The following is a 25,431-nucleotide window of genomic DNA, read 5'->3' on the forward strand; positions in this document are numbered from 1 at the left end:
ACGTTAGAACTTACGTGAACCTTCAAGTAAATCCCCAGGATCTCCTTTCCGCCGGCCTGTCCATGGGCACCGTGATGCTCAAGGTGGGCGACCTGGCGCTCATGCAGGACTACTACCAGCGTGCCCTCGGCCTCGATGTCGTCGCCGAAGCCGACGGCGGCGTCTACCTCGGGCGCGGCAGCACCCCGCTGGTGCACCTGCAGCCCGCGCACGGCCTGCCGGTGGCCGCCCGCGGCGAAGCAGGGCTCTTCCACACCGCCATCCTCTTCCGGGACCGGGCATCCCTGGCAGCCACCGTTGCCTCGGCCGCCAGGTTCAACCCGCGCTCCTTCGCGGGCAGCGCCGACCACCTGGTCAGTGAGGCGTTCTACTTCACCGACCCGGAGGGCAACGGCATCGAGCTCTACTACGACAAGCCCCGCGAGGGCTGGCAGTGGCAGGACGGTTCAGTCGTGATGGACAGCCTGTTCCTCCCGCCGCAGGAATACCTCTCCACCAACCTCACCGAAGAGGCGGTCGCCGGCCAGCATGCGGCGGGGGCCGACGTCGGGCACGTGCACCTCCAGGTCGGCGACATGCAGACCGCCCAGGAGTTCTACGTGGATACCCTTGGCTTCGAGCGGACGGCGGGCTGGCACGGCCAGGCCCTGTTCGTCTCTGCCGGCAAGTACCACCACCACATGGCCATGAACGTCTGGAACAGCAAGGGGGCCGGCCCGCGCAAGGACACCCTGGGCCTGGGCGAGGTGCTGATCCACCTCCCGGCTGAGGACGACCTTGGCGCGCTCGCCGACCGGCTGAAGCACCGCGGCATCAGCTCGCACCACACCGGACTGGAACTGCGCTTCGAGGACCCGTGGCGCAACAAGCTCCGTGTGGCCGTGGCCTAGCACGCCGGTCCCCGGTGGACCGGCGTCCGCCGGGGACCGTAGGCTGTTGACGACGTCTTGCCCACTGACTCGACAGCGGAGGTCCCCATGTCGCTTTCCTCTCAGATCTTTGTTGCCACGCACTCGGACGCCCTGCGCTTCGCGGACGCCCTCGACACCGGCTCCATGCCGCCGGAGTTGCCCGAACGGGTCGACGCCGGTGAACTGACCGATTTCGAGTTCGAAGCACTCGGCGCGATTGCCGCCAAGGCGGTGCACGCGGCCGGGATTGACACCGACCTGGCCATGGTCGATGTCGCGCGCGAGGCGCTCTACGTCGTCCCGGACCCGCTGGCGGAGGTGCTCGCGGAACTGACCGAACTTGAGGACCCCGAAGGTCTGGAGGACGTGGCGCGCGAGTGGGCCGGGTCCGAGGAGATGGAAGACCTGGACATCGATGCGCAGCCCCTCGTGGAGCGCATTGCTGAGCTCGCGGCAGCGGCCGGCGCTGACCGCGCCCTGGATCTGTACCTGTGGTCAAGCGGGGCCTGAGCTGTCCCGCCGGCGCCCGGCCGCGGACCGGGCGCGCCGAATCGCGCAATTCGGGCTGATCTGGCACAATAGACAGGTACTCGATCGGCGCGGCCCCTCTCTCCGCGTGCGCATCTTGTCCTTTTGAACCCTATGAATCGGCCCGCCCCACGGGAGCGTGAAGCAGGGTTCGCCCTTTTTCAGAACCAGGAGTGACCACAAAAGTGGCCGTAAAGATTCGCCTCAAGCGCCTCGGAAAGATGCGCGCCCCGTACTACCGCATCGTCGTCGCGGACTCGCGCACCAAGCGCGATGGCCGCTCGATCGAAGAGATCGGCAAGTACCACCCGACTGAAGAGCCCTCGTTCATCGAGGTCAACTCCGAGCGCGCCCAGTACTGGCTCGGCGTCGGCGCCCAGCCGACCGAGCAGGTTGCCGCGATCCTGAAGATCACCGGCGACTGGCAGAAGTACAAGGGCTTGCCGGGCACCGAAGGAACCTTGAAGACCAAGGCTCCCAAGGAAAGCTTCGTCGTGCCGGAGAAGGGTTCCGTCATCGTGAAGGAAGCCATCACTCCGAAGGCCAAGAAGGAAGAAGCGGCTGAGGAAGCCGCCGAAAGCACCGAGGCAGAGTAAGTTGCTGGCCGAAGCGCTCGAGCATCTGGTCCGCGGGATCGTCGACAGCCCTGAGGATGTCAAGGTCAGCGTGAAGAGCAACCGCCGCGGGGAAACCCTTGAGGTGCGCGTTCACCAGGATGATCTCGGACGGGTCATCGGCCGCCAGGGGCGCACCGCGCGTGCGCTTCGCACCGTCGTCGCGGCTCTGGCCGACGGCGAACCGGTGCGGGTGGATGTGGTCGACACCGACCGCCGCCGCTAAAGAGCAGCAGCTTCGCTGATTCTTCAGAACAGTCAGACATTCGGCCCCGACACCAGAAAATGGTGGCGGGGCCGAATGCCTTAACCGGCAGTTATAACCGGAGGGACAGATATGCAGGTACAAGTCGCCAGGATCGGCAAGCCGCACGGCATCCGCGGCGAGGTCACCGTCCAGGTCCTCACCGACGTGCCCGAGGAGCGCTTCGTGCCCGGCACCGAGTTCGTGGTGGAGCCGGAGAAGCTCGGACCGCTGACCGTGGAGTCGGCCCGCTGGAACAAGGACATCCTGCTGCTGGCCTTCGAGGAGGTCCCGGACCGCAACCGCGCCGAGGAACTGCGCGGGGCCCGGCTCTACATCGACACCGACGAGGTTGCCGACGACGACGAGGACGCCTGGTACGAGCACCAGCTGGTGGGACTCTCGGTGCGCGTCGGGGAGGAAACCGTAGGCACAGTGGCGGCGCTGAACACCCTGCCTGCCCAGGACCTGCTCGTGGTGGAGGGCCGGGACGGACAGGAGATCCTGGTGCCGTTCGTCGAGCAGATCGTTCCTGAGGTCAACATCGAAGCCGGTTACATCCGGCTCACCCCGCCCGACGGGCTGTTTGAGCTGAACGCCGAGCCCTCCGCCCCGGATGAGGGCGGGGACCGCTAGGTGCGCATCGACGTCGTCAGCATCTTCCCCGAGTACCTTGCGCCGCTGGAGCTGTCCCTCATCGGCAAAGCCCGGCAGGACGGCCTCCTGGACCTGAAGGTGCACGACCTGCGCTCGTTCACCACCGACCGCCACCGGACGGTGGACGACACTCCGTACGGTGGGGGCGCCGGCATGGTGATGAAGCCGGAGCCGTGGGCTGAAGCACTGGCGGCGGTCGGCGGGGATGCCGCAGCCCGGCCCGTGCTGATCGTTCCGTCCCCGGCGGGGGAGCGGTTCACGCAGGCCATGGCCTACGAACTGGCCGAAGCGCCGCAGCTGGTGTTTGCCTGCGGGCGCTACGAGGGCATCGACGAGCGGGTGCTCGAATGGGCCGCCGGGCACTTCGACGTGCGCCCGGTCAGCCTGGGCGACTACGTTCTCAACGGCGGAGAGGTGGCGGTGCTCGCCATGGTCGAGGCTGTCGGTCGCCTGCTGCCCGGCGTCGTCGGCAACCCCGAATCCCTTGTCGAAGAATCCCACTCGGACGGCCTGCTCGAATACCCCGTCTACACCAAGCCGTCGTCCTGGCGCGGCCGGGACATCCCCGAGGTGCTCTTGAGCGGAAACCACGCGAAGATCGCCCGGTTCCGGCGCGACGAGCAGTTGCGCCGCACGGCGGACCGGCGTCCGGACCTGATCGAACGGCTCGCGCCGGAGAGCCTGGACAAAGCGGACCGGGCACTGCTCGACGAACTGGGGTACGACGTCGCCGACGGCGGCCCGCGGCGCCGGGCCGAAGCCTGAGGGCTTCGTTTGGCGGAGCCTGCCCCGCTGTGGCAAAATTGAGCTTCGTGCCTACTGGGTTCGCCCCTGCCACAGGGGGAGCGCAACCAACAGTCAGGCACACCGGCGCAGGACCTTCCTTGGACCGGCCGGTGAACCCAGCTTCGGCAGTATCCCCCGTGCGTGAGCGCGGGTTTTACCGCCGCGACCAACGTGAATGACCTGTGGCGTTCACCAGGAGTGACACTATGCACATCCTCGACAGCGTAGATGCAGCCTCGCTGCGCAACGACGTTCCCGAGTTCCGCGCCGGCGACACCATCAAGGTGCACGTGAACATCATCGAAGGCAAGAACTCCCGCGTCCAGGTCTTCCAGGGCTTCGTCCTGGGCCGCCAGGGCGACGGCGTCCGCGAGACCTTCACGGTCCGCAAGGTCTCCTTCGGTGTCGGCGTCGAGCGCACCTTCCCGGTGCACTCGCCGATCATTGAGAAGATCGAGCTCGTGAGCAAGGGCGACGTTCGCCGCGCCAAGCTGTACTACATGCGCGCACTGCGCGGCAAGGCAGCGAAGATCAAGGAAAAGCGCGACTTCAGCACCTCCAAGTAACCAACTGCTCGTCCTTGAAGGCTGCCCGCGAGGTCAACCCGCTGGGCAGAACCAAGGAACCGCACATGGAACACACGAAACGCCAGCCTGCTCACCCGGGCTGGCGTTTCGTGTTGCTGGCCGTGTTCCTCGCCGTGCTCATCAGCGCCCTGGTCCGGGCCTTCCTGGTGGATGTCTACTACATCCCCTCGGCATCGATGGAACCCCTGCTGCACACGGGTGACCGCGTGCTGGTGCTGCGCACCGACTACCTCACCTCGCCCGTGCGGCGGGGGGACGTGGTGGTCTTTGACGGCCGCGGCTCGTTCGCACCGCTGCACAGCGGCAAGGGGCCGCTGGCGGACGGAGTGCAGACGCTGGGGGAGTGGCTGGGCCTGGCAGGCAGCGACACGGTGTACGTCAAACGTGTCCTCGGTGTGGCGGGAGATCACCTCCGCTGTTGTTCAGCGGACGGCAGGATCACCGTTAACGGCACCCCGGTCACCGAGCCGTACCTGTATCCAGGAGACGCCCCGAGCGAGTTGAAATTCGATGTCGTGGTCCCGCAGGGTAGGTTGTGGATGATGGGCGACCACCGCTCGGTCTCCGCTGACTCGCGGTCACTGCTCGGCGCGCCCGGCGGAGGATTGGTGTCAGAGGACAAAGTCATCGGACGCGCCGTGCAACTGATCTGGCCGCTGGACCGGGCAGCCCCTGTTCCCCGCGTGAGCGTACCGGCCGACCAACAGAAAGACACCCGTTAGATGCCGCAAAACACCCCCGAAGCGCCCCTCCCCAACGACGAAGACCCCGTGCGGCCGCGCCGCGACGGAGAGCAGGCACCGGGACCGGCGGAAGAGATCCACGGTGCGCACGCGGAGGCCGGCCGGCGGCGGAATCCCGTACTGTCGTGGCTGAAGGAAATCGCCACGATTGTTGCCATCGCGCTCGTGCTCTCCTTCCTGATCAAGACCTTCCTCTTCCGGGCCTACTACATTCCCTCCGGGTCCATGGAGAACACTCTGGAGGTGCAGGACCGCATCTTCGTCAACCTGCTGGTGCCCAACCCGATCGCGCTCAAGCGCGGCGACGTCGTCGTGTTCCGTGACACCCAGGGCTGGCTGCCGGCGGCTGCGCCGAAACCGACAGGACCGGGGACCTGGCTGAAGGACGCATTGACCTTCGTGGGGCTGGTACCCGACGAGTCGGAGCAGCACCTCGTCAAGCGCGTCATCGGCCTTCCGGGTGACAGGGTGATCTGCTGCGACGCCCAGGGCAAGCTCACCGTAAACGGTGCGCCGCTGACCGAGCCGTACCTGTACCCGGGTGCGCAGCCCTCCGACAAGACCTTCGATGTGACCGTCCCCGCAGGTAAACTGTGGGTCATGGGGGACCACCGGAACGAGTCGGCGGATTCCCGCGAACACCAGAACCTCCCGAGCAAGGGTTTCGTCAGCATTTCGGACGTGGAGGGCCAGGCCGCGGTGATCGCGTGGCCGTTGAACCGCCTCGGCTCCGTGGGCAGCTACCCGGACGTCTTCAAGAACGTCCCCTCACCGGCGGCGACAGGCAAGTAAGTTGGCACGAAGCGCAGCACCGAACCTGAAGTTCGAGCAGTCCCTGCTCGGCTTTGGGCACCGCTACGTCGTCGGGTGCGACGAGGTGGGCCGCGGAGCCCTCGCCGGGCCCGTCAGCGTGGGCATGGTGCTCGTCGACGTGGCTGAGCAGCGCGGGCTGCGCAACGTGCGGGACAGCAAGCTGCTGACCAGGGCCGAGCGGGAGGCGCTGGTGCCCTCAATCCGGCGCTGGGCGCTGGCTTCGGCCGTCGGGCATGCCACTGCCCGGGAAATCGACACGGTCGGGCTGATCGCCGCCCTGCGGCTGGCCGGGCTCCGGGCGTGGGAGCAGATCGCGGTCGCCGGGCTGCTGCCGCACGCCGTCCTGCTCGACGGCAACCACAACTGGCTGGCTGCCCAGCTGCAGGCTTCACTGTTTGATGACGAAAGTGCTGCGGATCCGGCCGGCATTGCTTTTGAGGCGCCTGTCTACACCAAGATCAAGGCAGACCTGCAGTGCCTCAGCGTCGCCGCCGCGAGCGTGCTGGCCAAGGTCGAACGGGACAACCTCATGATCGAGCTCGACGCCGCCCACCCGCAGTTTGGCTGGTGCGAGAACAAGGGCTACGCGACCGCGGCGCACCGGGAGGCGATCCGGGTCGGCGGTCCCAGCCCCTACCACCGGGTCAGCTGGCGGCTGACCGGCCCCGAGCTCGACGCCGACGACGCCGCGCCCGGAGGCGACGACGCCCTTGAGGAGGAGCTGGCGGCACCCGGCGCGGGCCCGCTGCCGCAAGTGGGATGATGGGTCTATGAGTGCCGAGGATCTCGAGAACTACGAAACCGACATGGAGCTGCAGCTCTACCGCGAGTACCGCGACGTGGTGGGGCTCTTCAGCTATGTCGTCGAGACCGAGCGGCGGTTCTACCTGGCGAACCACGTCGACCTGCAGGCGCGCTCGGCGGACGGCGAGATCTACTTCGACCTGACCCTGCAGGACGCGTGGGTCTGGGACGTCTACCGCTCGGCCCGCTTCGTCAAGAGCGTCCGCGTGATCACGTTCAAGGACGTCAACGTCGAGGAACTCATCAAGTCCGACGAGCTCGAAGTTCCCAAGGACGGGCACCTGGGGCTCTGACACCCGCCGCTGCACCCGGTAATCCGCGCCAGTGCGCTAGCCGACGGCTTTCTTCAGCAGCTCCAGCAACCGGTCCTGGTCGGCCGCGTTCAGCTTCGCCACGGCGTACGACGTCGGCCAGAAGTCGCCGTCGTCGAGCTTCGCCGCATCCTGGAAGCCGATGGTCGAATACCTGGCCTTGAACTTGGCCGACCGTTGGAAGAACACGATCACCTTGCCGTCCGCATTCGCGTAAGCCGGCATGCCGTACCACGTCTTGGCCCTCAGGCCGGTGTGCTGCTTGATGAGCTGGTGCAGAATCTCGGCTGAGTCCTTGTCCGCGCCCGTCATCCCGGCAATCGCGGCGAGGCACGCGGCCTCCTGGTCCGCGCCCTCCCGCGCCGCCTTCGCTTCCGCGACCGCTGCCTTCATGGCAGCTCTTTCTTCCTTGCTGAAGTTCTCGCTCATCCTTTACCCCTTTCAATGGGTGACGATACGGCCCATCCTAGGGGGACCAGGAGCCGCCGGCACGAAGAGAGGTGCGTGCGATGAAGATCGCCCTTACGAGTGTGTTCGTCGACGACCAGCGGGCCGCCCTCGCCTTCTACACCGAGGTGCTCGGCTTCACCAAGCGCCAGGACGTCCCCCTTGGCGGGAACTTCTGGATCACCGTCGTGTCGCCCGAAGTGCCTGACGGCCCGGAGCTGCTCCTGGAACCGTCGGACCACCCCGCAGTGAAGCCGTTCCGGGATGCCCTCGTCAGCGACGGGATCCCGCTCGCCCAATTCGCCGTCGGCGACGTCGGCGCCGAGTACGAACGGCTGACCGGAAAAGGCGTCCGCTTCACCATGCCTCCGACCGACGTCGGCACCGCTGTCGTGGCCGTCTTCGACGACACGTGCGGCAACCTCATCCAGATCATTGAACAGAAACGACCCGATCCCGGACCCGGGCCCGGTGCGCACTGAGCTTGCCGCACAATAGCCAGGGGACGGGTGTCGAATTTCGGCGGCTGCGTTCGTAGCAGTGGTAGACAGCCGCCTCAGAGGGGGCGGTCCGAGGCGAAGGAGATAAGCGAAGATGCAGTATCTGGTTTCCGTCATCAATGACCGGGCCGGCCTGGCCACCCCGGAGGAGATGGCCGCCATCGACGAGTTCAACGACCGGCTCCAGGTCGAGGGGCACTGGGTTTTCGCGGGAGGCCTCGGGGCGCCGGGATCGGCGACTGTTGTCGACAACCGGGGCGCGGAAGCAGTCGTCAGCGACGGACCGTTCTTGGAGTCCAAGGAGTTCCTCGCCGGTTTCTGGATCCTGGACGCCGCCGACCTCGATGAGGCTCTCCGGGTGGCGGCCGCGGGGTCCAAAGCATGCAACCGGAAGCTTGAGGTGCGCCCGTTCCTGTGAACAGGTCCGAGGTCGAGGACACGATCGCCAAGGAGGAGGCTGCGGCTGAGGCCTTCGCGACCGCCGTCGAGCGGTGGCTCACCGACGGGGCGACACGGGTAAGCAGAGGGAAGCCCGGAGGCTGCACGACGACGATCGGCCGGCGCCCACCGGCCCCATCATCGACGAACGGCTCCGGCTGATCTTCACCTGCGCCCACCCCGCGCTTGCGATGGAGGCCCGGGTCGCGCTGACGCTGCGCATGCTCGGTGGCCTCACCGTCCGCGAAATTGCGAGCGCCTTCCTCGTGCAGGAAACCACGATGGCACAACGAATCTCCCGTGCGAAGGCGAAGATCAAGGCAGCAGGAATCCCGTACCGGTTACCGTCCGCGGGGGATCTGCCGACGCGTGTTTCCGGCGTCCTTGCGGCCTCTTCCTTGTCTTCAACGAGGGCTATCTGGCGACGAGCGGGGACTCGGACCCCGTACGGCGGGACCTGACGGACGAAGCGATCCGGCTCACCCGCCTGCTTCGTGACCTGATGCCCGACGACGGCGAGGTGAGCGGCCTGCTGGCGATGATGCTCCTCACCGAGGGCCGCCGCGCCGCCGGCGTTGGCCCGGACGGCGAACTGGTCACCCTGGGCGAACAGGATCGCAGGCCGTGGGACGGGGACCTGCTGGCCGAGGGTCACGCCCTGGTGCGGGAACGTCTCACCGCGGCCAGGGACGGGGCGAGTCCTGGCCGCTACCAGATCCTCGCGGCAATCAACGCCGTGCACACCAGTGCGAGCCATGTCCCCGACACCGATTGGGCGCAGGTGCTGGCGCTCTACGACATGCTCCTGCGTCTCGACCCGTCGCCGGTTGTCCTGCTCAACCGGGCGGTCGCCCTCGCCGAAGTCGACGGCCCGGAGGCCGCGTTGGCTGTAGTGGAGCCTCTCGAGGCGAGGCTGGGCGGGTATCACGCCTTCCATGCCACTCGCGCCGACCTGATGCGCCGGCTCGGGCGCGGCCAGGAAGCGCGGTCCGCCTACGACAAGGCCATCGAGCTGGCGGGCAACACTGCCGAGGTCGCCTATCTTGCCCGCCGCCGCGACGAGCTGGGCTAGCGGCTGCCGGCCGGTGTAGGCCGTCCTCTTCCTCCACAGGCGGTGGTTGTCCGGGGCGGCTCCACATGGACGTCTTCCGCCCTGCGCCATAATGCCTCCGTGCCGCAGGCTGGTTCCGGAGGTGGCGATGAGGGCGAAGGACGTTCTGGGCAGGGAAGGCGAGGAGTTGGCGGCGGTGTACCTGCAGGAGCAGGGCATGCGGGTGCTGGCGCGCAATTGGCGTTGCCGGGCGGGGGAGCTGGACATTGTCGCGCTCGACGGGCATGAGCTGGTGGCCGTCGAGGTCAAGACGCGGCGGTCTCTGGCTTATGGGCACCCTTTCGAGGCGGTCACGCCGGTGAAGCTGGCCAGGCTGCGGGCCCTGGGACTCGCCTGGCGCGCGGAGCACGGGGTGAGGTTCCCGTTGCGGATTGACGCAGTCGCGGTGGTGTCCGACGGCGGCGCCGACCCCGTGGTGGAGCATCTGCGGGGTGTGGGCTGAATGCCTCTTGGACGGACGTTCTCCGTGGCGCTCCTCGGCTTGAACGGGCACATCATTGAGGTCGAGGCGGACATCGGACAGACTCTCCCGGGCTTTGTGCTGCTCGGGCTGCCGGACGCGTCCTTGAACGAGGCGAGGGACCGGATCCGGTCCGCTGCGCAGAACGCCGGTCTGCCGTTGAGCCGGCGGAAACTGACGGTCAACCTGATTCCCGCGTCGCTGCCCAAACGTGGCTCCTCCTTCGATCTGGCGATGGTGATGGCGGCACTGCGGGCCGCTGGCGATGTGCGGGACACCGGAGGGACGGTCTTCCTGGCTGAACTCGGTTTGGACGGGCGGCTGCGGCCGGTGCGGGGGATCCTGCCGGCGGTTATGGCTGCCTGCAAGGCGGGGTACCCGGACGTCGTGGTGGCGGCGGCCAACGAAACAGAGGCGCGGCTGGTGCCCGGGGTGCGGGCACGCGGGTTTTCCAGCCTGGCGCGGGTTGCCCTCGAGTTCGGGGCAAACCCGCAGGAACTGGTCCTTGACGACGACGACGGCGCCGGGAGCCCCGCCGGTTCAGCAGAGACAGCTGAGGCCGCCGCGGCGCCGGACATGCGGGATGTGGCCGGCCAGGTGGAGGCGCGCCGCGCCCTTGAGGTGGCCGCTGCCGGGGCGCACCATCTGATGATGACCGGCCCGCCCGGCGCGGGTAAGACGATGCTCGCTGAGCGGCTGCCGGGGCTGCTGCCGGACCTGCCGGATGACCAGGCGATGGAGGTCACCGCTATCCATTCCCTGGGGGCGCTGAGGCCCGGGACGGCACAGCTGGTCCGCCGGCCGCCGTTTGAGAACCCGCACCACACCGCTTCCGCGGCAGCGGTGATTGGCGGCGGGTCCGGCTTCCCGCGGCCCGGCGCTGCCTCGCGCGCGCACCGTGGGGTGCTGTTCCTTGACGAGGCACCGGAGTATGAGCGGCGCGTCCTGGATGCGCTGAGGCAGCCGTTGGAGAGTGGGGAACTGGTCCTGCACCGGACCGGCGGCTCGGCTGCGTATCCGGCGCAGTTCCAACTTGTGTTGGCTGCGAACCCTTGCCCGTGCGGCCGCGCCGTCGGCAAGGGGGCCGACTGCTCTTGCACGCCCCAGGCACGCCGGCGCTACTTCGGCAAGCTCTCCGGCCCCCTGCTCGACCGCGTGGACATGCAGATCCAGGTCCAGCGGCTCTCGGTGGCCGAGCTGGCGCGGCCGGAGCCGCAGGAGGACACCGCAACGATTGCCGCCAGGGTGGCAGAGGCCCGGCAGCGCCAGCAGGAACGCCTGCGGCACGCCGGCTTCGCCACCAATTCCGAAGTGCCGGGGAGGATGCTGCGCGGGCCTCTCCGCCTCTCGGCGAAAGTGACCGCGGCGCTGGACAGAGCCGTCGAGGTCGGCACCCTGACGGCCCGGGGGTACGACAGAGTGCTCCGTGTGGCCTGGACGCTGGCGGACTTGGGAGGCAGGAGCTGCCCGGACGTCGACGACGTCGGGCGTGCCCTGCTCTACCGCCAGCAACTGCAAAGCCCCTGACCGTGCAGGTTGCACACCCGCGATCAGCGCACAGTCACGACGCACGACAGCCAACCGACCAACGGAGGAAGCATGCAGGACAAGCAACGCGTGGCCCGTGCGGCCTTGTCACGCCTCATGGAGCCATCCGACACCGCAGGGCTCGCGCTCGTCAGCGTGGCTGGACCCGAGACGGCGCTGGCTGTGGCGACAGGCCAGACGCCCGGCGATGCCGGACTGGAGAGGGAGGTGGCGCGCTGCCTGGAGGAGGAGGGCGTTGGCGGAGGGTGGACAGGCCTCGGACCGGCGCTGCGCCGATGGGCACCCAGGGTCGCGGATCTCGCCCCGGAACGCGACTTGGACACCGCCGCGCGGCTGGGCGGCCGCTACCTCGTGCCGGAGGACGAGCTCTGGCCGGAGGCGCTGAATGATCTCGGCCTGATGACCCCGCTCGGACTCTGGTGGCGCGGCGCTGAAACTCCTCTCCCGCAGGCCCGCTCGTGCGTCGCCGTCGTGGGATCGCGGGACAGCACCAGCTACGGGGCATCCGTCACCGGGGAGCTGGCCCACGGTCTCGCGCAGCGCGGGTACAGCATCGTCTCCGGCGGGGCGTACGGAATCGACGCGCACGCGCACCGGGCCGCACTCGCCGGCGGAACGTCGGCCCTGCCGACAATCGCAGTGATGGCCTGCGGGGTGGACCGCTACTACCCGGCCGGCAACGAGGACCTGCTGCGGACGGTTGCCGCCCAGGGGGCTCTGCTCGCCGAGGTGCCCCCGGGATCTTCTCCCACCAGGTGGAGGTTCCTGCAGCGCAACAGGCTCATCGCCGCGCTCGCCGGAGCGACAGTGGTGGTCGAGGCCCGCTGGAGGTCCGGCGCGTTGAACACGGCGCACCACGCCGACTCACTGAGCCGTCCCGTTGGAGCCGTACCAGGGTCGGTGTACTCGGCCAACTCCGCCGGCTGCCACCGGCTGCTCCGGGAGGGCAGCGCCGTCTGCGTCACCGATGCGTCCGAAGTCGCGGAACTGGTCTCGCCGGCCGGCAGTGCCCTCGCGGATGAGTTCGGTGGGCACGCGGCTCGTGCTTCCGACCACGACGGGCTGAACCTGGAGGACCTGCTCCTGCTGGACGCGCTGCCCGTCCGGGCCGCGAGCAGCCCGGAGAAGCTCTCCACCGTTGCCGGGCTCGATGTCGACACGGTCCTCGCCGGACTGGGCAGGCTCCAGCTCCTGGGGCTGGCGGAGGCCTCGGCCGGAGGCTGGCGGCGCAGGAAGGCCGCGGAATGAAGATGCGCCACGCCGCGGGGCTGCTTGAACGCGAAGCTCAACGGGGGGACAGTTGCCCAGTGACCACCCCTCCCGTTCCCGAGAGCTTCGCCCGGATCCTGGCCGGGTTTGAAAAGTACCTCTCGGCGGAACGGGCACGGTCGGAGCATACGGTCCGGGCCTACTGCGCCGACGCCGAAAGCCTGCTGGGTTTCGCCGCGGCCGAGGGCGTGCACACCCTGCGCGAGCTCGAACTGGGCACGCTCCGCCGCTGGCTCGGGGAGCAGAGCGCATCCGGTCTGGCCCGCGCCACGCTGGCCCGTCGGGCCGCGACCGCCAGAACCTTCACGGCATGGGCGCTCCGCGAGGAGCTGATCGACGTGGACCCGGCGCTGCGGCTGAAGGCCCCGAAGAGGGACAAGTCCCTGCCCGGCGTGCTGCAGCAGCAGCAGGTCGGCAGGCTCTTCGACCGGGTTGAGGAGGCCGCGCACGAGGGGGACCCGGTGGCTGTGCGGAACCGCGCCATGATCGAACTGCTCTATGCGACGGGCATCCGTGTCGGGGAACTGGCCGGCGTTGACGTGGACGATCTGGACCTGGACCGCCGCACCCTGCGGGTCCTCGGCAAGGGCAACAAGGAACGCACAGTGCCGTTCGGCGTCCCTGCCTCCGTCGCCGTCGATGACTGGCTCGCGCGCGGCCGCCCCAAGCTCGTCACCGCGACGAGCGGGCCGGCGCTCTTCCTGGGCCGCCGCGGGGCCCGCGTGGACCAGCGGCAGGTCCGCGCCGTCGTCGATGAACTCCTGCAGGCCTTGGGGGACACCTCCGCCTCGGGTCCGCATGCCCTCCGGCACACCGCCGCCACGCACCTGCTGGACGGGGGAGCGGACCTCCGGGCGGTCCAGGAAATCCTCGGGCACAGCAGCCTTGCCACCACCCAGATGTACACCCACGTCTCCGTCGAGCGCCTGCGCAACAGCTACCGGCAGGCGCATCCGCGGGCGTGACGACACGCCCGCGGCTCACCACGGCGGGCAACGGCGGGCTGTGATAAACCGCACTGGCATAATGATGAGCGATACGGCACAATGAAGACCACGCTGCGCTGAATTGCACAAACATTGAAGCGCAGCACTGAATCTGCCAAATTCATATCGGAAACGGGACTGGTGACGGGCCCGCGGAAACAGTTCCACTCCAGGTAGAAGGTCGTTGGGGAAGACGTACCTACAGCTATGGAGGATGGAATGTCTGTTGTAATGACCCGCGGTGTGTTGTTCGTCCACTCAGCGCCGACTGCTCTGTGCCCGCACATCGAATGGGCCATCGCGTCCGTCGTCGACAAGCGAACGGACCTGGAGTGGACGGCGCAGCCTGCCGCGCCCGGAATGTACCGGGCGGAGCTCTCCTGGACCGGCGCGCAGGGCAGCGGAGCGCGTCTCGCATCGGCCCTGCGTGGCTGGGCTCACCTGCGCTACGAAGTCACCGAGGAACCGAGCGCCGGGGTCGACGGCGGCCGCTGGTCCCATACCCCCGAACTCGGCATCTTCCACGCGGTGACCGACGTCCACGGCAACATCATGGTCTCCGAGGACCGTGTCCGCTACGCCTACGAAGCCGGCGCCGGCGATCCCGCGGCCGTCTACCACGAGTTGTCCCTCGCCCTCGGCGAGGCCTGGGACGAGGAACTCGAACCCTTCCGCCACGCGGCCGAAGGCGCCCCAGTCCGCTGGCTCCACCAGGTCGGCTGAGCCAGGCGGCGCACCGAATCCCCGTAACAACCTTTCCATAGCAACGTTGAAGGCCCCCGCCAAACGGCGGGGGCCTTCAACGTTGCCAGGCGACCCTGCTCAGTAGCTGCGGACCACGATCACGGCGTTGTGGCCGCCGAAACCGAACGAGTTGCTCAGGGCGACGATGTCGCCGGCGGGCAGTTCCCGGGCTGAAGTGACGACGTCGAGCGGGATCTCGGGATCCTGGTTTTCCAGGTTGATCGTCACGGGCGCCTTGCGCTCGTGCACGGCGAGGACTGTCATGACCGCCTCGACCGCGCCGGAAGCGCCGAGCAGGTGCCCGGTCTGGGACTTGGTCGCCGATACGGCCACGTTGTCCACGTGGTCGCCCAAGGCAGCCTTCAGGGCGGTGTACTCGGGCTTGTCGCCGACCGGTGTCGAGGTGGCGTGGGCGTTGACGTGCACGACATCGGTGCCCTGGGCGCGGGCGTCGAACAACGCCGCCTTCAGCGCGCGGGTGGCGCCGAGGCCCTCCGGATCGGGAGCGGTGATGTGGTAGGCATCGGCCGTGACCGACGTGCCCGCCAGTTCGCCGTAGATTCTGGCGCCCCGGGCCAGGGCGTGTTCCTCGGCCTCCAGCACCAAGGCGCCGGCACCCTCGCCCATGACGAATCCGTCACGGTCGATGTCGTAGGGCCGGGAGGCGTGCTCCGGGTCATCGTTGCGCCGCGACAAGGCCTGCATCGAGGCGAACGCGGCCATGGGGAGCGGGTGGATCGCCGCTTCGGCGCCGCCGACCATCACGACGTCGGCCTTGCCGGAGCGGATCAGGTCGAGGCCCTGGTGCATGGCTTCGGTGCCGGAGGCGCAGGCGGAAACCGGCGTGTGCGCGCCGGCGCGCGCACCGAGGTCGAGGCTGACGGCAGCGGCGGCGCCGTTGGGCATCAGCATCGGCACGGTCATGGGCAGCACGCGGCGCGGGCCCTTCTCGCGCAGGGTGTCCCAGGCATCGAGCAGAGTCCACACGCCGCCGATGCCGGTGGCGAAGGCCACCGCGAAGCGGTCGTGGTCGACCTCACTGATGCCCGAGTCCGCCCAGGCCTCGCGCGCGGCAATCACGGCGAACTGGCTGGACGGGTCGAGGCGCTTGGCTTCGACGCGGGTGAGAACCTCGCTGGCCGGGTTGGAGACACGGGCCGCAAAGGTCACGGGAAGCTCGTACTTGGCCACCCAGTCATCCGTGAGCGTGTGCGCGCCGGAGACGCCTTTCAGGGCGTTGCGCCACATCGTGGGAACGTCGCCCCCGATCGGCGTCGTGGCGCCGAGTCCGGTGATGACTACTTTGCGTGCCATGTTCCTACTTTCTGAGGAATTGTGCCCCGTTGCACGGGTGCAGGTGTTGCAGACAGGCGTGCCTGCCCGGGGCGGCGGCCGGGCGCCCGGAGGGCCCGGCCACCGGCGGATTACTCCTGGGCGCCGGAGATGAAGTTGACGGCGTCGCCGACGGTCTTGAGGTTCTTGACCTCTTCATCCGGGATGCGCACGCCGAACTTCTCCTCGGCGTTGACCACGATGGTCATCATGGAGATCGAGTCGATATCCAGGTCATCGGTGAAGGACTTGTCGAGTTCGACAGCCTCCGGGGCCAGACCGGTCTCTTCGTTGACGATCTCGGCCAGGCCGGCCAGGATTTCTTCGTTGCTAGCCATGATGGCTCCTTTTCTCGTTGTGCCGGCACTCCCACCGGCTTAGGGGTGTCAAACCGCGGTTGACGGCTTGGCTTGTGAAACCTATTCAGTTTGCTGCATTCGGCGGCACGGAGCTGCCGCTCAGGGCAGCACCACTACCTGGGCGCCGAACACGAGGCCCGCGCCGAAGCCGATCTGCAGCGACAGCTTGCCGCTGAGCTCGGGGTGTTCCTTGAGCAGCCGGTGGGTTGCCAGCGGGATCGAGGCGGCGGAGGTGTTGCCGGCGTCGGCGATGTCGCGGGCGATCACCACCGACTCGGGCATCTTCAGCTGCTTGGCCATTTCATCGATGATGCGCATGTTGGCCTGGTGCGGCACGAAGGCGGACAGGTCATCGACCGTAACCCCGGCGGCATCGAGAGCGCGCTGGGCGACCTTGGCCATTTCCCAAACGGCCCAGCGGAAGACTGTCTGGCCGTCCTGGCGCAGCGTCGGCCAGAGCTTGGCTTCGGTCTCCAGCACCGCGGCGGCGGTCCGGCCGTCGGATTCGGCGGCGAGTGAGAGGTCGCGCACCTCGAGCAGCGAATGGGTCATACCGATCGTGTCCCACTTGCTTCCGTCCGACCCCCAGACCGACGGACCGATGCCGGGCGTGTCGGAGGGTCCGATCACGACAGCGCCGGCGCCGTCGCCGAGCAGGAACGAAATGGTGCGCTCGGTGTTGTCGATCAGGTCCGAAAGCTTCTCCGCCCCGACGACGAGCACGTATTCGGCTGCGCCCGAGCGGACCAGGGCGTCCGCCTGGGCAATGCCGTAGCAGTACCCCGCGCAGGCGGCCGAAATGTCGAACGCGGGGGCAGGGGTGGCGCCGATGCGGTCGGTGAGCAGTGCGGCGGCCGACGGCGTGGCGTACGGCAGTGAGACAGTGGACACGATGACCGCGCCGAGCTGCGACGCCTCGATGCCGGCACTCTTGAGGGCGTCACGCGCGGCACCTTCGGCCATGTCGACGACGCTCACCTCGCGCGGGGCGCGGTGCCGGGTCACAATGCCGGTGCGCTGCCGGATCCACTCGTCCGAGGAGTCGATCCACTGGCAGACGTCGTCATTGGTGACGATCACCTCCGGCCGGTACGCGCCGATGCCGACGATGCGGCTGTACTCGCGGACGGGTGCCTGCTTCAGGCTCGGGACGGTTTCAGTGCTCACGCGTTACCTTCTTCGTGCTGTGCCGGGGTGCCTGCGTGCTCGGCCACGAAGGCCCGGGCGGCGTCCAGGTCCGCAGGCGTCTTGACTGCAACCGTAGCAACTCCGGGCAGGCCGCGCTTCGCGAGCCCGGCCAGCGTGCCGGCAGGGGAGAGTTCGAGCAGCCCGGTGACACCCATGGCGGCGAAGGTCTGCATGCACAGGTCCCAGCGCACCGGGCGGGAGACCTGCGCAATCAGGCTGGCGACGGCGTCGTCGCCGGAACGGACCTGCGCGCCGTCGAAGTTGGACAGCAGCGGCAGCGCCGGGTCCTGCGGGGAGAGGCTGGGGCGCAGTGCCTCCAGCGCGGCAACGGCGGGCGCCATGAAGGAGGTGTGGAACGCTCCGGCAACCTTGAGCGGGATGATCCGGGTCTTCGCGGGCGGGTTCTCAGCAAAAGCCTTGAGGTTCTCCAGCGTTCCGGCGGCTACCGTCTGGCCGGCGCCGTTGACGTTAGCCGGGGTGAGGCCGGCCTCCTCGATCGCCCGCCGGACCGCGTCGGCGTCGCCGCCCAGGACGGCGCTCATGCCGGTCGGGGTGGCAGCCGCTGCCTTGGCCATGTTGTTGGCGCGTTCGCGGACGAAGGTCATTGCTTCGGCCTCGGTGAGCACGCCCGAAAGCGCCGAGGCCGTGATCTCACCGACGGAGTGGCCGGCGACGACGGCGGGCAGGCCGGCCGCTCCGCCGGCACCGAAGATTTCGCGCGCCGTCAGCAGTCCCGCGGCAACGATGAGCGGCTGGGCGACCGCAGTGTCCTTGATGGTTTCCTCGTCGGAGACCGTGCCGTGCGCGGCGAGGTCCACGGCCGCAACGTCGCTAAGCTCGGCGAGGTAGTCCCGCGCGCCGGCCAATTCGAGCCAAGGAGCGAGGAAGCCGGGGGTCTGGGAGCCCTGTCCAGGGCAGACAATTGCAAGCACGTTACCAGCTTTCCAAAAAGGGAGGGCTTGGCCCGGTACTTTCGTGCACCAAGCTCATCGAGCCGCTTTGTAGGAAGTCTACAATGACCGGTTGTCCTGCCTACCGGCCCGCGGGGCGTTCCTGAGGTGGTTTCGGCGGTGTTGCGAGCCGGCCGACCATCAGGGCTGTCTGCAGTACGAAGGCTTCACGGGGGAGCAGTGGATCCCACCCGGTCACGTCGCAGACACGGCGCAGCCGGTACCGCACGGTGTTGGCGTGCACGAACAGTTCCCGCGCGGTGGCCTCCAGCGAGTGGCCCAGGGCGAGGTAGGCACTTAGCGTCTCGACCAGCCCGTTCGAGGCGCTGACAAGCGGCCGGTAGATGTTCTTGATCAGGGAGCGCCGGGCGGCGTCGTCGCCGGAGGCCACCCGTTCCGGCAGCAGGTCGTCGGCGGCCACCGGCCGCGGCGCCGACGGCCAGGCCCGGGCCGCCGTCAGGCCCGCGAAGGCCGCCTGGGCGGACGCGCTGGCTTCCACGAGCGAGCCGGCGCGCGGGCCGTAGACGACCGGTCCCGGAGCGAAAAGTTCGCTGAGCTTGAGGTAGGCGGTGTCCTGGTCCGCCACACCGCCAAGGATCAACGTGAGCCGGTCGCCCTGGATGCCGACGAGGGCATCCTCCGCGTGCCTGGCGGCGGCGCGGCGCAATTCGTTGACGAACCCCGCATTTGCCTCGCTCGGGGCGTTGCCGACCATGACGGTGAATCTGTCCTGCTGGGCGTTCCAGCCCAGCGCGGCGATTCGGGAGCGCAGTGCGTCGGTGTTCTCGCCGCGGATGATCCCGTCCACGATCAGCGCCTCAAGCCGTGTGTCCCAGGAACCGCGGGTCTCCGCGGCGCGGGCGTACACGTCCGCGGCGGCGAAGGCCACCTCGCGGGAGTAGCGCAGCACGGCTTCACGCAGCGCCGCCTGGTCGCCTTCGGCGGCCAGGTCGGGCACCTGGTCCTCAACCAGCTGGACGACGACGCGGATCAGCTGGAGGGCTTTCTGCAGGCTGATCGAGCGGGTGAGCTCCGTCGGGGCGGTGCCGAAAACGTCGCTCAGCACCCAGGCGGGGGAGGTCTGGCGTTCGTACCAGGTGACGAAGGAAGCGATGCCCTTCTGCGCTACAAGCCCCAGGGCGGCGCGCTCGTCGGGCCGCAGCCCGCGGTACCAGGGCAGCGCCGAGTCCAGCTGCTTGAGGGTGCTGGTGGAGAGGGTGCCGATGCTCTGCCGGAGCCGCTCGAGCGTGCGCTTGCGCTCGGCGGCGCCTGCCCCGGCGGTCCTCGGGGACGCCGGAGCCTTCGCGGCAGAAGTGGTGTTGGGCTGGGCCATGCATCGAGCATACGGCTAACCCGCACTGCCCTCCATTTTGTGCGAAGGCTACAAGTCAGACGACGTTCCTTCCGGGCGGTTAAACGCCGGAGGGCGGCCGACCTGGTGTCGACCGCCCTCCGAAGTGCCCGTGCCTAGCTTTCGCCGCCGGCGTTGCCGGTGGTTCCCGCATTGACGTCGTGCAGCTTGTACTTCTCGATGGCCTGGCCCGGCGCCTTCCAGTCCACCTCGCCGCGGCGCGCGAGCATTTCGAGCGCGCGGACGACGATGGAAGGTCCGTCGATCTTGAAGAACCGGCGGGCGGCGGCGCGGGTGTCGGAGAAGCCGAAGCCGTCCGCGCCCAGGCTGGCGTACTCGTTGGGCAGGAACTGGCGGATCTGGTCCGGCAGGTCCTTGGAGTAGTCGCTGACGGCGACGACGGGGCCGGTGGCGCCGGCCATCTGCTCGGTGACGAACGGGGTGCGGACCTCCGCACCGGGGTTCAGGAAGGCCTCTTCCTCGGCGGCGAGACCGTCGCGGCGCAGCTCGGTCCACGAGGTAACGGACCAGACGTCAGCGGATACACCCCAGTCGTCGGCGAGCAGCTGCTGGGCTTCCAGAGCCCACGGCACGGCGACGCCGGAAGCCAGCAGCTGGGTGCGGGGTCCGTCGATCTTGGCCGGGGCGAGCAGGTAGATGCCCTTGACGACACCTTCCACGTCGAGCTCCTCGGGAGCCGGCGGCTGGATGATGGGCTCGTTGTAGACCATCAGGTTGTAGATCCAGTTCCGGTCCGTGGAGTCCGGTCCGTACATCTGGTCCAGGCCGTGACGGACGATGTGCCCGATCTCGTAGCCGTAGGCCGGGTCGTACGTCTTGACGGCCGGGTTGGTGGCGGCGAGCAGCGGCGAGTGTCCGTCGGCGTGCTGCAGGCCTTCACCGGTCAGCGTGGTGCGCCCGGCGGTCGCGGCGATCAGGAAGCCACGGGTCATCTGGTCCGCGGCGGCCCAGATGTAGTCGGCGGTGCGCTGGAAGCCGAACATCGAGTAGAAGACATACACCGGGATCAGCGGCACGTTGTGCGTGGCGTAGGCGGTGCCCGCCGCCGTGAAGGCAGCGATCGAGCCGGCCTCGTTGATGCCCACGTGAACGATCTGGCCCTGCGGGGACTCCTTGTAGGCCAGGACGAGGTCGCGGTCCACCGAGAGGTAGTTCTGGCCCTTCGGGTTGTAGATCTTCGCCGTCGGGAAGAACGAGTCCATGCCGAACGTGCGGGCCTCGTCCGGGATGACGGGTACGACGCGCTTGCCGAACTCCTTGTCCCGCATGAGGTCCTTCAGCAGGCGGACGAACGCCATCGTCGTGGCGGCCATCTGCTTGCCGGATCCGCGGTTGGCGACCTCGTAGGCCTTCGCGTCCGGCAGATGGATCTCGTCGTGCTTCGGACGGCGCTCGGGGACGAAGCCGCCGAGCATCTTCCGGCGCTCGAGGAGGTACTGGATCTCCGGCGAATCCGGGCCCGGGTTGAAGTACGGCGGCAGGTAGGGGTTTTCCTCGAGCTGCTCGTCCGTGATCGGGATGCGCAGGTGGTCACGGAAGTCCTTCAGGTCCTGCAGGGTCAGCTTCTTCATCTGGTGGGTCGCGTTGCGGCCCTCGAAGTGCGTGCCCAGTCCGTAGCCCTTGACGGTGTGCGCCAGGATGACGGTCGGCTTGCCCTTGAAGTCCATGGCGGCCTTGTACGCCGCGTAGACCTTGCGGTAGTCGTGGCCGCCGCGCTTGAGGCCCCAGACCTCGTCGTCGGAGAGGTCAGCGACCATGTCCTTGGTCTGCGGGGTCTTGCCGAAGAAGTGCTCGCGCACGAAGGCGCCGGACTCGGCCTTGTAGGTCTGGTAGTCGCCGTCGAGGGTGTCGTTCATGATCCCGACAAGCGCGCCGTCCTTGTCCTTGGCCAGCAGCGGGTCCCACTCACGGCCCCAGACGACCTTGATGACATTCCAGCCGGCGCCGCGGAAGAAGGCTTCGAGCTCCTGCATGATCTTGCCGTTGCCGCGCACCGGGCCGTCGAGGCGCTGCAGGTTGCAGTTGACCACGAAGGTGAGGTTGTCGAGATTGTCGTTCGCCGCGAGCTGCAGCAGCCCGCGCGACTCGGGCTCGTCCATCTCGCCGTCGCCCAGGAAAGCCCAGACGTGCTGGTCCGAGGTGTCCTTGAGCCCGCGGTTGTGCAGGTACTTGTTGGACTGCGCCTGGTAGATGGCGTTCATCGGGCCGATGCCCATGGAGACCGTGGGGAACTCCCAGAACTCGGGCATGAGGCGCGGGTGCGGGTAGGAGGACAGGGCGTGGCCCTCGCGCGACTTCTCCTGGCGGAAGCCGTCGAGGTCCTCCTCGCTGAGGCGGCCTTCAAGGAACGCGCGGGCGTACATGCCGGGGGAGGCGTGGCCCTGGAAGAAGATCTGGTCCCCGCCGCCCGGGTGGTCCTTGCCGCGGAAGAAGTGGTTCATGCCCACCTCATAAAGGGTCGCGGCGCCGGCGTACGTGGAGATGTGGCCTCCGACGCCGATGCCCGGCCGCTGCGCGCGGTGCACGAGGATCGCGGCGTTCCAGCGCAGCCAGGCGCGGTACCTGCGCTCGATCTCCTCATCGCCCGGGAATTCCGGTTCCTGGTCCGCCGGGATCGTGTTGACGTAGTCCGTGGTGGTAACCATCGGAACGCCGACGCTCTGAGCCCCGGCGCGCTGCAGCAGGGAACGCATGATGAACTGGGCGCGCTCGGTGCCCTGTTCCTGGATCAGCGAGTCCAGCGACTCGATCCACTCGGCGGTTTCTTCGGGATCACGGTCGGTCAGCTGGTTTGTCAACCCGCTCAGGATGTGGGTGGTTTCTTCTCCGGCCACGTCCAACCTCTCTTACATGCAGTTTGTGTCTGCGGTGATTCTGTCCTGGGGCCCGGCTGCTGTGCGCGTCGGGCGGCTTTGGAACGAGCGCCAAGACCCTCGGTTAGCGGAGGCCGGAGCGGTTCACCATGTCACTCTAGCCCCGCTGGCGCGGCGATGCGTAGCCGCAGACCGCGGTTGCCGAAGTGTTGCGGCGCCCCGTGTTGCCCGGTATGCGGTGCGTGTGCGGTGCGGAACTGGCCGCAAACCCGGCCCGGCGCGCCTAAATGGCCCTGACGCGTACTGTCCGGCTTGAAGCGGGGGACTTTTAGGTGTTGGCTTGTAGTAGTGCACATCACTACGCCGTCCGGAGGCAATCCGGGCGGCGTCACCGGCAGTAGGAGGAAAAGCGTGAGCGAGGCCGACGCCGCCACGGACGTCAATGTGGCAGGCAAATTGGGTTTCAAGAGCGGGGATCTGGTTCAAGAGTTCGGCTACGACGACGACGTCGACTTCGACCTCCGCGACGACATTGAGGATCTCACCGGCTCCGAACTGCTCGATGAAGACGACCACGAAGTTGTCGACGCCGTCATCCTGTGGTGGCGCAGCGAAGACGGTGACCTCGTCGATGCCCTCGTGGACTCCTTGACCACCCTCGGCGAGGGCGGCGTGATCTGGGTCCTCACGCCCAAGTCCGGCCGGGACGGCTATGTGCCGCCATCGGAAATCCAGGAAGCAGCCCCTACGGCCGGGCTGCACCCGACTTCCACTGAAGGCGTCTCCCGCGACTGGGCGGCCACGCGGCTCGTCGCGCGCCGCAAGAAGTGACGCTCGCCGTCGGGGACACGGCCCCGGACTTCGAGCTTTCCAACCAGTTCGGGGAACCGGTGCGTCTGTCCTCGTTCCGCGGGGAGAACGTCGTCGTCGTGTTCTACCCCTTCGCTTTTTCCGGAATCTGCACCAGCGAGCTGTGCGAACTGCGGGACAATCTCCGCGCGTTCGAGGCCGACAACGCCCGCGTTCTTGCGGTTTCCGTCGATTCCAAGTACACCTTGCGGGCTTATGCCCGGGCCGAGGGGTACGAGTTTGACCTGCTCAGCGATTTCTGGCCGCATGGGGCGGTGGCTCGCGAGTACGGGGTCTTCAATGAGGACCGCGGCATGGCCGGGAGGGGCACGTTCATCGTGGACGCCAACGGAATCATCCGGGACATCACCCTCAACCCAACCGGGGAGGCGCGCAGCCTCGACGGTTACCGGCAGGCTCTGGCCCGGCTGAGGGCCGCCGTCTGAACGGGCGGACGCGAAATGACGGGCCACTAACGTGAGCGCCGTGCATTCCTCCGGGCGCGGCGACGATCCGCGCCTGGCGGAACTCGTGGAGCAGGCCGTGCGGCTGCTCGGAAACGTACCGTTCACCGTGCTGACAGGCGCCGGAATGAGCACGGATTCCGGCATCCCGGATTACCGCGGCCCGGACTCGCCGCCGAGCAACCCTATGACCCGGCAGCAGTTCATGGGCAGCGCGGATTTCCGCCGGCACTACTGGGCGCGGAACCACGTCGGCTGGAGGCATCTGCGCCATGCGCTGCCGAATGCGGCCCACCAGGCCCTGGCCACGCTGGAGCGGCGCGGCCACCTCGCAGGCCTGATCACCCAGAACGTGGACCGGCTGCACGAGAGCGCCGGCAACCAGAATGTTGTGGACCTGCACGGGCGCTACGACGCCGTTGCCTGCACCAACTGCTGGACCGTCATCACCCGCCAGCAGCTAGCGGACAGGCTCGAAGCGCTCAACCCGGGTTTCATTGAGCGGCTGGAGGCGGCCGGTAAGGTGCGCATCGCGCCGGATGCGGACGCGGTGGTCGAAGACACCTCCGGTTTCGCTGTCGCTGACTGCGAGGTCTGCGGCGGCATCCTCAAGCCGGACATCGTGTACTTCGGTGAGAACGTGCCCAAGGAGCGCGTGGACCGCGCCTACCGGATGGTCGACGACGGCGGGGCACTGCTGGTTGCCGGCTCCTCGCTCACGGTGATGAGCGGCCTGCGGTTTGTCCGCAAGGCGGCCAAGGACGGCAAGCCGGTCGTCATCGTCAACCGGGGCACGACCCGCGGCGACGACCTGGCGGACCTGCACATCGACGCCGGCGTGTCTGAAACGCTGTCCCTGCTGGCAGATCTCCTGCCGCCCCGGTAGCTGCGCGGCGGTTGGCGGAACCCGGCGCCGATCGGGTACTGTTGGTCCTCGTCGGAGAGCATGATCACCGGCACTGTGAGTCGCTGGCGAAGCGGCCAACGGGTCTTTAGCTCAGCTGGTAGAGCGCCACGTTTACACCGTGGATGTCATCGGTTCGATCCCGGTAGGACCCACCGAACAAGCCCCTGGCCGCCGTGCGGCCGGGGGCTTTCTGTTCAGCTGAAGCGCACGGTCCCGTCCTCCTGCACCGTGAGCGAGGGGTTCCACGCGATCTCCCAGCGGAAGCCGTCCGGGTCGGCGAAGTAGCCCGCGTAGCCGCCCCAGCTCTGCTCTGCGGCCGGACGCACGAGCACGCCGCCGGCTGCGACGGCTTCAGCGATCACCGCGTCCACCGCTGCGGCCGACTCCACGTTGTGGCTCAGGGTCATCGGGGCGTGCAGGGCGGACCCGGGCATCCCCGCCAGGTCCGGAAGGCCGGCGTCGTCGACCATCCTCTCCCGCGACCACAGTCCGAGCAGGAGGCCGTGCCCGGCCTGGATGAACACGACCTCGCCCTCGACCTCCAGGGCGGCTTTCCAGCCCAGGCCCTCCACATAGAAGCGGCGGGCGGCGTCGACATCCTTCACGCCCAGGGTGATGATGCTGATCCGTGGTTCCATGGGCCCACTATGCCACCGGTTGGTTCAGGTTTGGCCGAACCGATACGATCGAGGATGG

The 25,431-nt window shown here is 68.2% G+C and carries 31 protein-coding genes and 1 tRNA gene; 24 read left to right on the forward strand and 8 right to left on the reverse strand.

Annotated features, from left to right (window positions below; all coding sequences use genetic code 11):
* Nucleotides 1–62: 62 nt before the first annotated feature.
* The 11 genes from KIH31_RS13740 to KIH31_RS13790 all read left to right on the forward strand — a co-directional run bounded on the left by KIH31_RS13740 (nt 63) and on the right by KIH31_RS13790 (nt 6,980).
* Nucleotides 63–890, forward strand: coding sequence for a VOC family protein (locus KIH31_RS13740; RefSeq protein WP_214427899.1), 828 nt, complete (start codon nt 63–65; stop codon nt 888–890).
* 87 nt (nt 891–977) lie between these two features.
* Nucleotides 978–1,421, forward strand: a complete 444-nt coding sequence (locus KIH31_RS13745; RefSeq protein WP_214427717.1) for a hypothetical protein — start codon at nt 978–980, stop codon at nt 1,419–1,421.
* 203 nt (nt 1,422–1,624) lie between these two features.
* The gene (gene rpsP / locus KIH31_RS13750; RefSeq protein ID WP_214427718.1) at nt 1,625–2,035 is read left to right on the forward strand and encodes a 30S ribosomal protein S16; all 411 of its coding nucleotides are present in this window, start codon (nt 1,625–1,627) and stop codon (nt 2,033–2,035) included.
* Nucleotide 2,036: 1 nt separating this feature from the next.
* The gene (locus KIH31_RS13755; RefSeq protein WP_214427719.1) at nt 2,037–2,279 is read left to right on the forward strand and encodes an RNA-binding protein; all 243 of its coding nucleotides are present in this window, start codon (nt 2,037–2,039) and stop codon (nt 2,277–2,279) included.
* A 111-nt stretch (nt 2,280–2,390) separates the two neighbouring features.
* Entirely contained in the window at nt 2,391–2,933 is a 543-nt protein-coding gene (gene rimM / locus KIH31_RS13760; protein ID WP_214427720.1) for a ribosome maturation factor RimM, read from the forward strand.
* Nucleotides 2,934–3,719: a tRNA (guanosine(37)-N1)-methyltransferase TrmD gene (gene trmD, locus KIH31_RS13765; protein WP_214427721.1), complete on the forward strand. Its 786-nt coding sequence runs from the start codon at nt 2,934–2,936 to the stop codon at nt 3,717–3,719.
* Nucleotides 3,720–3,946: 227 nt separating this feature from the next.
* A complete protein-coding gene (rplS, locus tag KIH31_RS13770) occupies nt 3,947–4,306 on the forward strand; it encodes a 50S ribosomal protein L19 (protein WP_214427722.1) in 360 nt (119 codons plus the stop codon).
* A 65-nt stretch (nt 4,307–4,371) separates the two neighbouring features.
* Nucleotides 4,372–5,049: a signal peptidase I gene (lepB, locus tag KIH31_RS13775; RefSeq protein ID WP_214427723.1), complete on the forward strand. Its 678-nt coding sequence runs from the start codon at nt 4,372–4,374 to the stop codon at nt 5,047–5,049.
* On the forward strand, nt 5,050–5,862 hold the full coding sequence (lepB, locus tag KIH31_RS13780) for a signal peptidase I (RefSeq protein ID WP_214427724.1): 813 nt from the start codon (nt 5,050–5,052) through the stop codon (nt 5,860–5,862). It abuts the gene before it with no gap.
* A 1-nt stretch (nt 5,863) separates the two neighbouring features.
* Nucleotides 5,864–6,646: a ribonuclease HII gene (locus tag KIH31_RS13785; RefSeq protein ID WP_250546010.1), complete on the forward strand. Its 783-nt coding sequence runs from the start codon at nt 5,864–5,866 to the stop codon at nt 6,644–6,646.
* 7 nt (nt 6,647–6,653) lie between these two features.
* Nucleotides 6,654–6,980, forward strand: a complete 327-nt coding sequence (locus tag KIH31_RS13790; protein ID WP_214427725.1) for a DUF2469 domain-containing protein — start codon at nt 6,654–6,656, stop codon at nt 6,978–6,980.
* A gap of 36 nt (nt 6,981–7,016) precedes the next feature.
* Here the strand turns inward: KIH31_RS13790 and KIH31_RS13795 are convergent, their stop codons facing one another.
* Complete coding sequence (locus tag KIH31_RS13795; protein WP_214427726.1) at nt 7,017–7,427, reverse strand: hypothetical protein; 411 nt, start codon at nt 7,425–7,427, stop codon at nt 7,017–7,019.
* An 80-nt stretch (nt 7,428–7,507) separates the two neighbouring features.
* On the opposite strand from KIH31_RS13795, the gene KIH31_RS13800 reads away from it, so the two are divergent.
* The 9 genes from KIH31_RS13800 (at nt 7,508) to KIH31_RS13835 (ending at nt 14,480) form a co-directional block, all read left to right on the forward strand.
* Nucleotides 7,508–7,927 (forward strand): VOC family protein, encoded by a 420-nt coding sequence (locus KIH31_RS13800; RefSeq protein WP_214427727.1) that lies wholly within the window; start codon nt 7,508–7,510, stop codon nt 7,925–7,927.
* Nucleotides 7,928–8,039: 112 nt separating this feature from the next.
* The gene (locus tag KIH31_RS13805) at nt 8,040–8,363 is read left to right on the forward strand and encodes a YciI family protein (protein WP_214427728.1); all 324 of its coding nucleotides are present in this window, start codon (nt 8,040–8,042) and stop codon (nt 8,361–8,363) included.
* 73 nt (nt 8,364–8,436) lie between these two features.
* Nucleotides 8,437–8,844 carry a sigma factor-like helix-turn-helix DNA-binding protein gene (locus KIH31_RS18495; protein WP_374224882.1) on the forward strand — a complete coding sequence of 136 codons (408 nt, stop codon included), beginning with the start codon at nt 8,437–8,439 and terminating at the stop codon, nt 8,842–8,844.
* On the forward strand, nt 8,802–9,455 hold the full coding sequence (locus tag KIH31_RS18500) for an RNA polymerase sigma factor (RefSeq protein WP_374224887.1): 654 nt from the start codon (nt 8,802–8,804) through the stop codon (nt 9,453–9,455). The genes KIH31_RS18495 and KIH31_RS18500 overlap by 43 nt, the downstream gene beginning before the upstream one ends.
* A gap of 127 nt (nt 9,456–9,582) precedes the next feature.
* The gene (locus KIH31_RS13815; protein WP_214427729.1) at nt 9,583–9,936 is read left to right on the forward strand and encodes a YraN family protein; all 354 of its coding nucleotides are present in this window, start codon (nt 9,583–9,585) and stop codon (nt 9,934–9,936) included.
* A complete protein-coding gene (locus KIH31_RS13820) occupies nt 9,937–11,481 on the forward strand; it encodes a YifB family Mg chelatase-like AAA ATPase (protein WP_214427730.1) in 1,545 nt (514 codons plus the stop codon).
* A gap of 72 nt (nt 11,482–11,553) precedes the next feature.
* On the forward strand, nt 11,554–12,750 hold the full coding sequence (gene dprA, locus KIH31_RS13825; RefSeq protein ID WP_214427731.1) for a DNA-processing protein DprA: 1,197 nt from the start codon (nt 11,554–11,556) through the stop codon (nt 12,748–12,750).
* 59 nt (nt 12,751–12,809) lie between these two features.
* Complete coding sequence (locus KIH31_RS13830) at nt 12,810–13,736, forward strand: tyrosine recombinase XerC (protein WP_307857654.1); 927 nt, start codon at nt 12,810–12,812, stop codon at nt 13,734–13,736.
* 240 nt (nt 13,737–13,976) lie between these two features.
* On the forward strand, nt 13,977–14,480 hold the full coding sequence (locus tag KIH31_RS13835) for a DUF3145 domain-containing protein (RefSeq protein WP_214427732.1): 504 nt from the start codon (nt 13,977–13,979) through the stop codon (nt 14,478–14,480).
* 99 nt (nt 14,481–14,579) lie between these two features.
* On the opposite strand, the gene fabF is transcribed toward KIH31_RS13835, so the two are convergent.
* From fabF to aceE, 6 genes are all read right to left on the reverse strand, one after another.
* Nucleotides 14,580–15,815, reverse strand: coding sequence for a beta-ketoacyl-ACP synthase II (gene fabF / locus KIH31_RS13840; protein ID WP_214427733.1), 1,236 nt, complete (start codon nt 15,813–15,815; stop codon nt 14,580–14,582).
* Between the two features lie 110 nt (nt 15,816–15,925).
* Nucleotides 15,926–16,171 (reverse strand): acyl carrier protein, encoded by a 246-nt coding sequence (locus tag KIH31_RS13845; RefSeq protein ID WP_214427734.1) that lies wholly within the window; start codon nt 16,169–16,171, stop codon nt 15,926–15,928.
* A gap of 120 nt (nt 16,172–16,291) precedes the next feature.
* Complete coding sequence (locus tag KIH31_RS13850; protein ID WP_214427735.1) at nt 16,292–17,359, reverse strand: beta-ketoacyl-ACP synthase III; 1,068 nt, start codon at nt 17,357–17,359, stop codon at nt 16,292–16,294.
* Entirely contained in the window at nt 17,356–18,312 is a 957-nt protein-coding gene (locus KIH31_RS13855) for an ACP S-malonyltransferase (protein WP_214427736.1), read from the reverse strand. Before KIH31_RS13855 ends, KIH31_RS13850 begins: the two co-directional genes overlap by 4 nt.
* 100 nt (nt 18,313–18,412) lie before the next feature.
* Nucleotides 18,413–19,663 (reverse strand): CdaR family transcriptional regulator, encoded by a 1,251-nt coding sequence (locus tag KIH31_RS13860; protein WP_214427737.1) that lies wholly within the window; start codon nt 19,661–19,663, stop codon nt 18,413–18,415.
* Between the two features lie 134 nt (nt 19,664–19,797).
* Nucleotides 19,798–22,536 (reverse strand): pyruvate dehydrogenase (acetyl-transferring), homodimeric type, encoded by a 2,739-nt coding sequence (gene aceE, locus KIH31_RS13865; RefSeq protein ID WP_374224883.1) that lies wholly within the window; start codon nt 22,534–22,536, stop codon nt 19,798–19,800.
* A gap of 390 nt (nt 22,537–22,926) precedes the next feature.
* Here aceE and KIH31_RS13870 point away from each other — a divergent pair, with 390 nt between their 5' ends.
* The 4 genes from KIH31_RS13870 (at nt 22,927) to KIH31_RS13885 (ending at nt 24,887) form a co-directional block, all read left to right on the forward strand.
* Nucleotides 22,927–23,346 (forward strand): DUF3052 domain-containing protein, encoded by a 420-nt coding sequence (locus KIH31_RS13870; protein ID WP_214427739.1) that lies wholly within the window; start codon nt 22,927–22,929, stop codon nt 23,344–23,346.
* The gene (locus KIH31_RS13875; protein ID WP_307857655.1) at nt 23,343–23,810 is read left to right on the forward strand and encodes a peroxiredoxin; all 468 of its coding nucleotides are present in this window, start codon (nt 23,343–23,345) and stop codon (nt 23,808–23,810) included. Before KIH31_RS13870 ends, KIH31_RS13875 begins: the two co-directional genes overlap by 4 nt.
* A gap of 40 nt (nt 23,811–23,850) precedes the next feature.
* Nucleotides 23,851–24,714, forward strand: a complete 864-nt coding sequence (locus KIH31_RS13880; protein WP_374224884.1) for an NAD-dependent protein deacetylase — start codon at nt 23,851–23,853, stop codon at nt 24,712–24,714.
* 100 nt (nt 24,715–24,814) lie between these two features.
* A tRNA-Val gene (locus KIH31_RS13885) sits at nt 24,815–24,887 on the forward strand.
* Between the two features lie 42 nt (nt 24,888–24,929).
* Here KIH31_RS13885 and KIH31_RS13890 read toward each other — a convergent pair.
* On the reverse strand, nt 24,930–25,373 hold the full coding sequence (locus KIH31_RS13890) for a VOC family protein (RefSeq protein ID WP_214427740.1): 444 nt from the start codon (nt 25,371–25,373) through the stop codon (nt 24,930–24,932).
* Nucleotides 25,374–25,431: the final 58 nt, after the last annotated feature.

It is taken from the genome of Paenarthrobacter sp. DKR-5 (assembly GCF_018531425.1).
Taxonomy (GTDB): Bacteria; Actinomycetota; Actinomycetes; order Actinomycetales; family Micrococcaceae; genus DKR-5.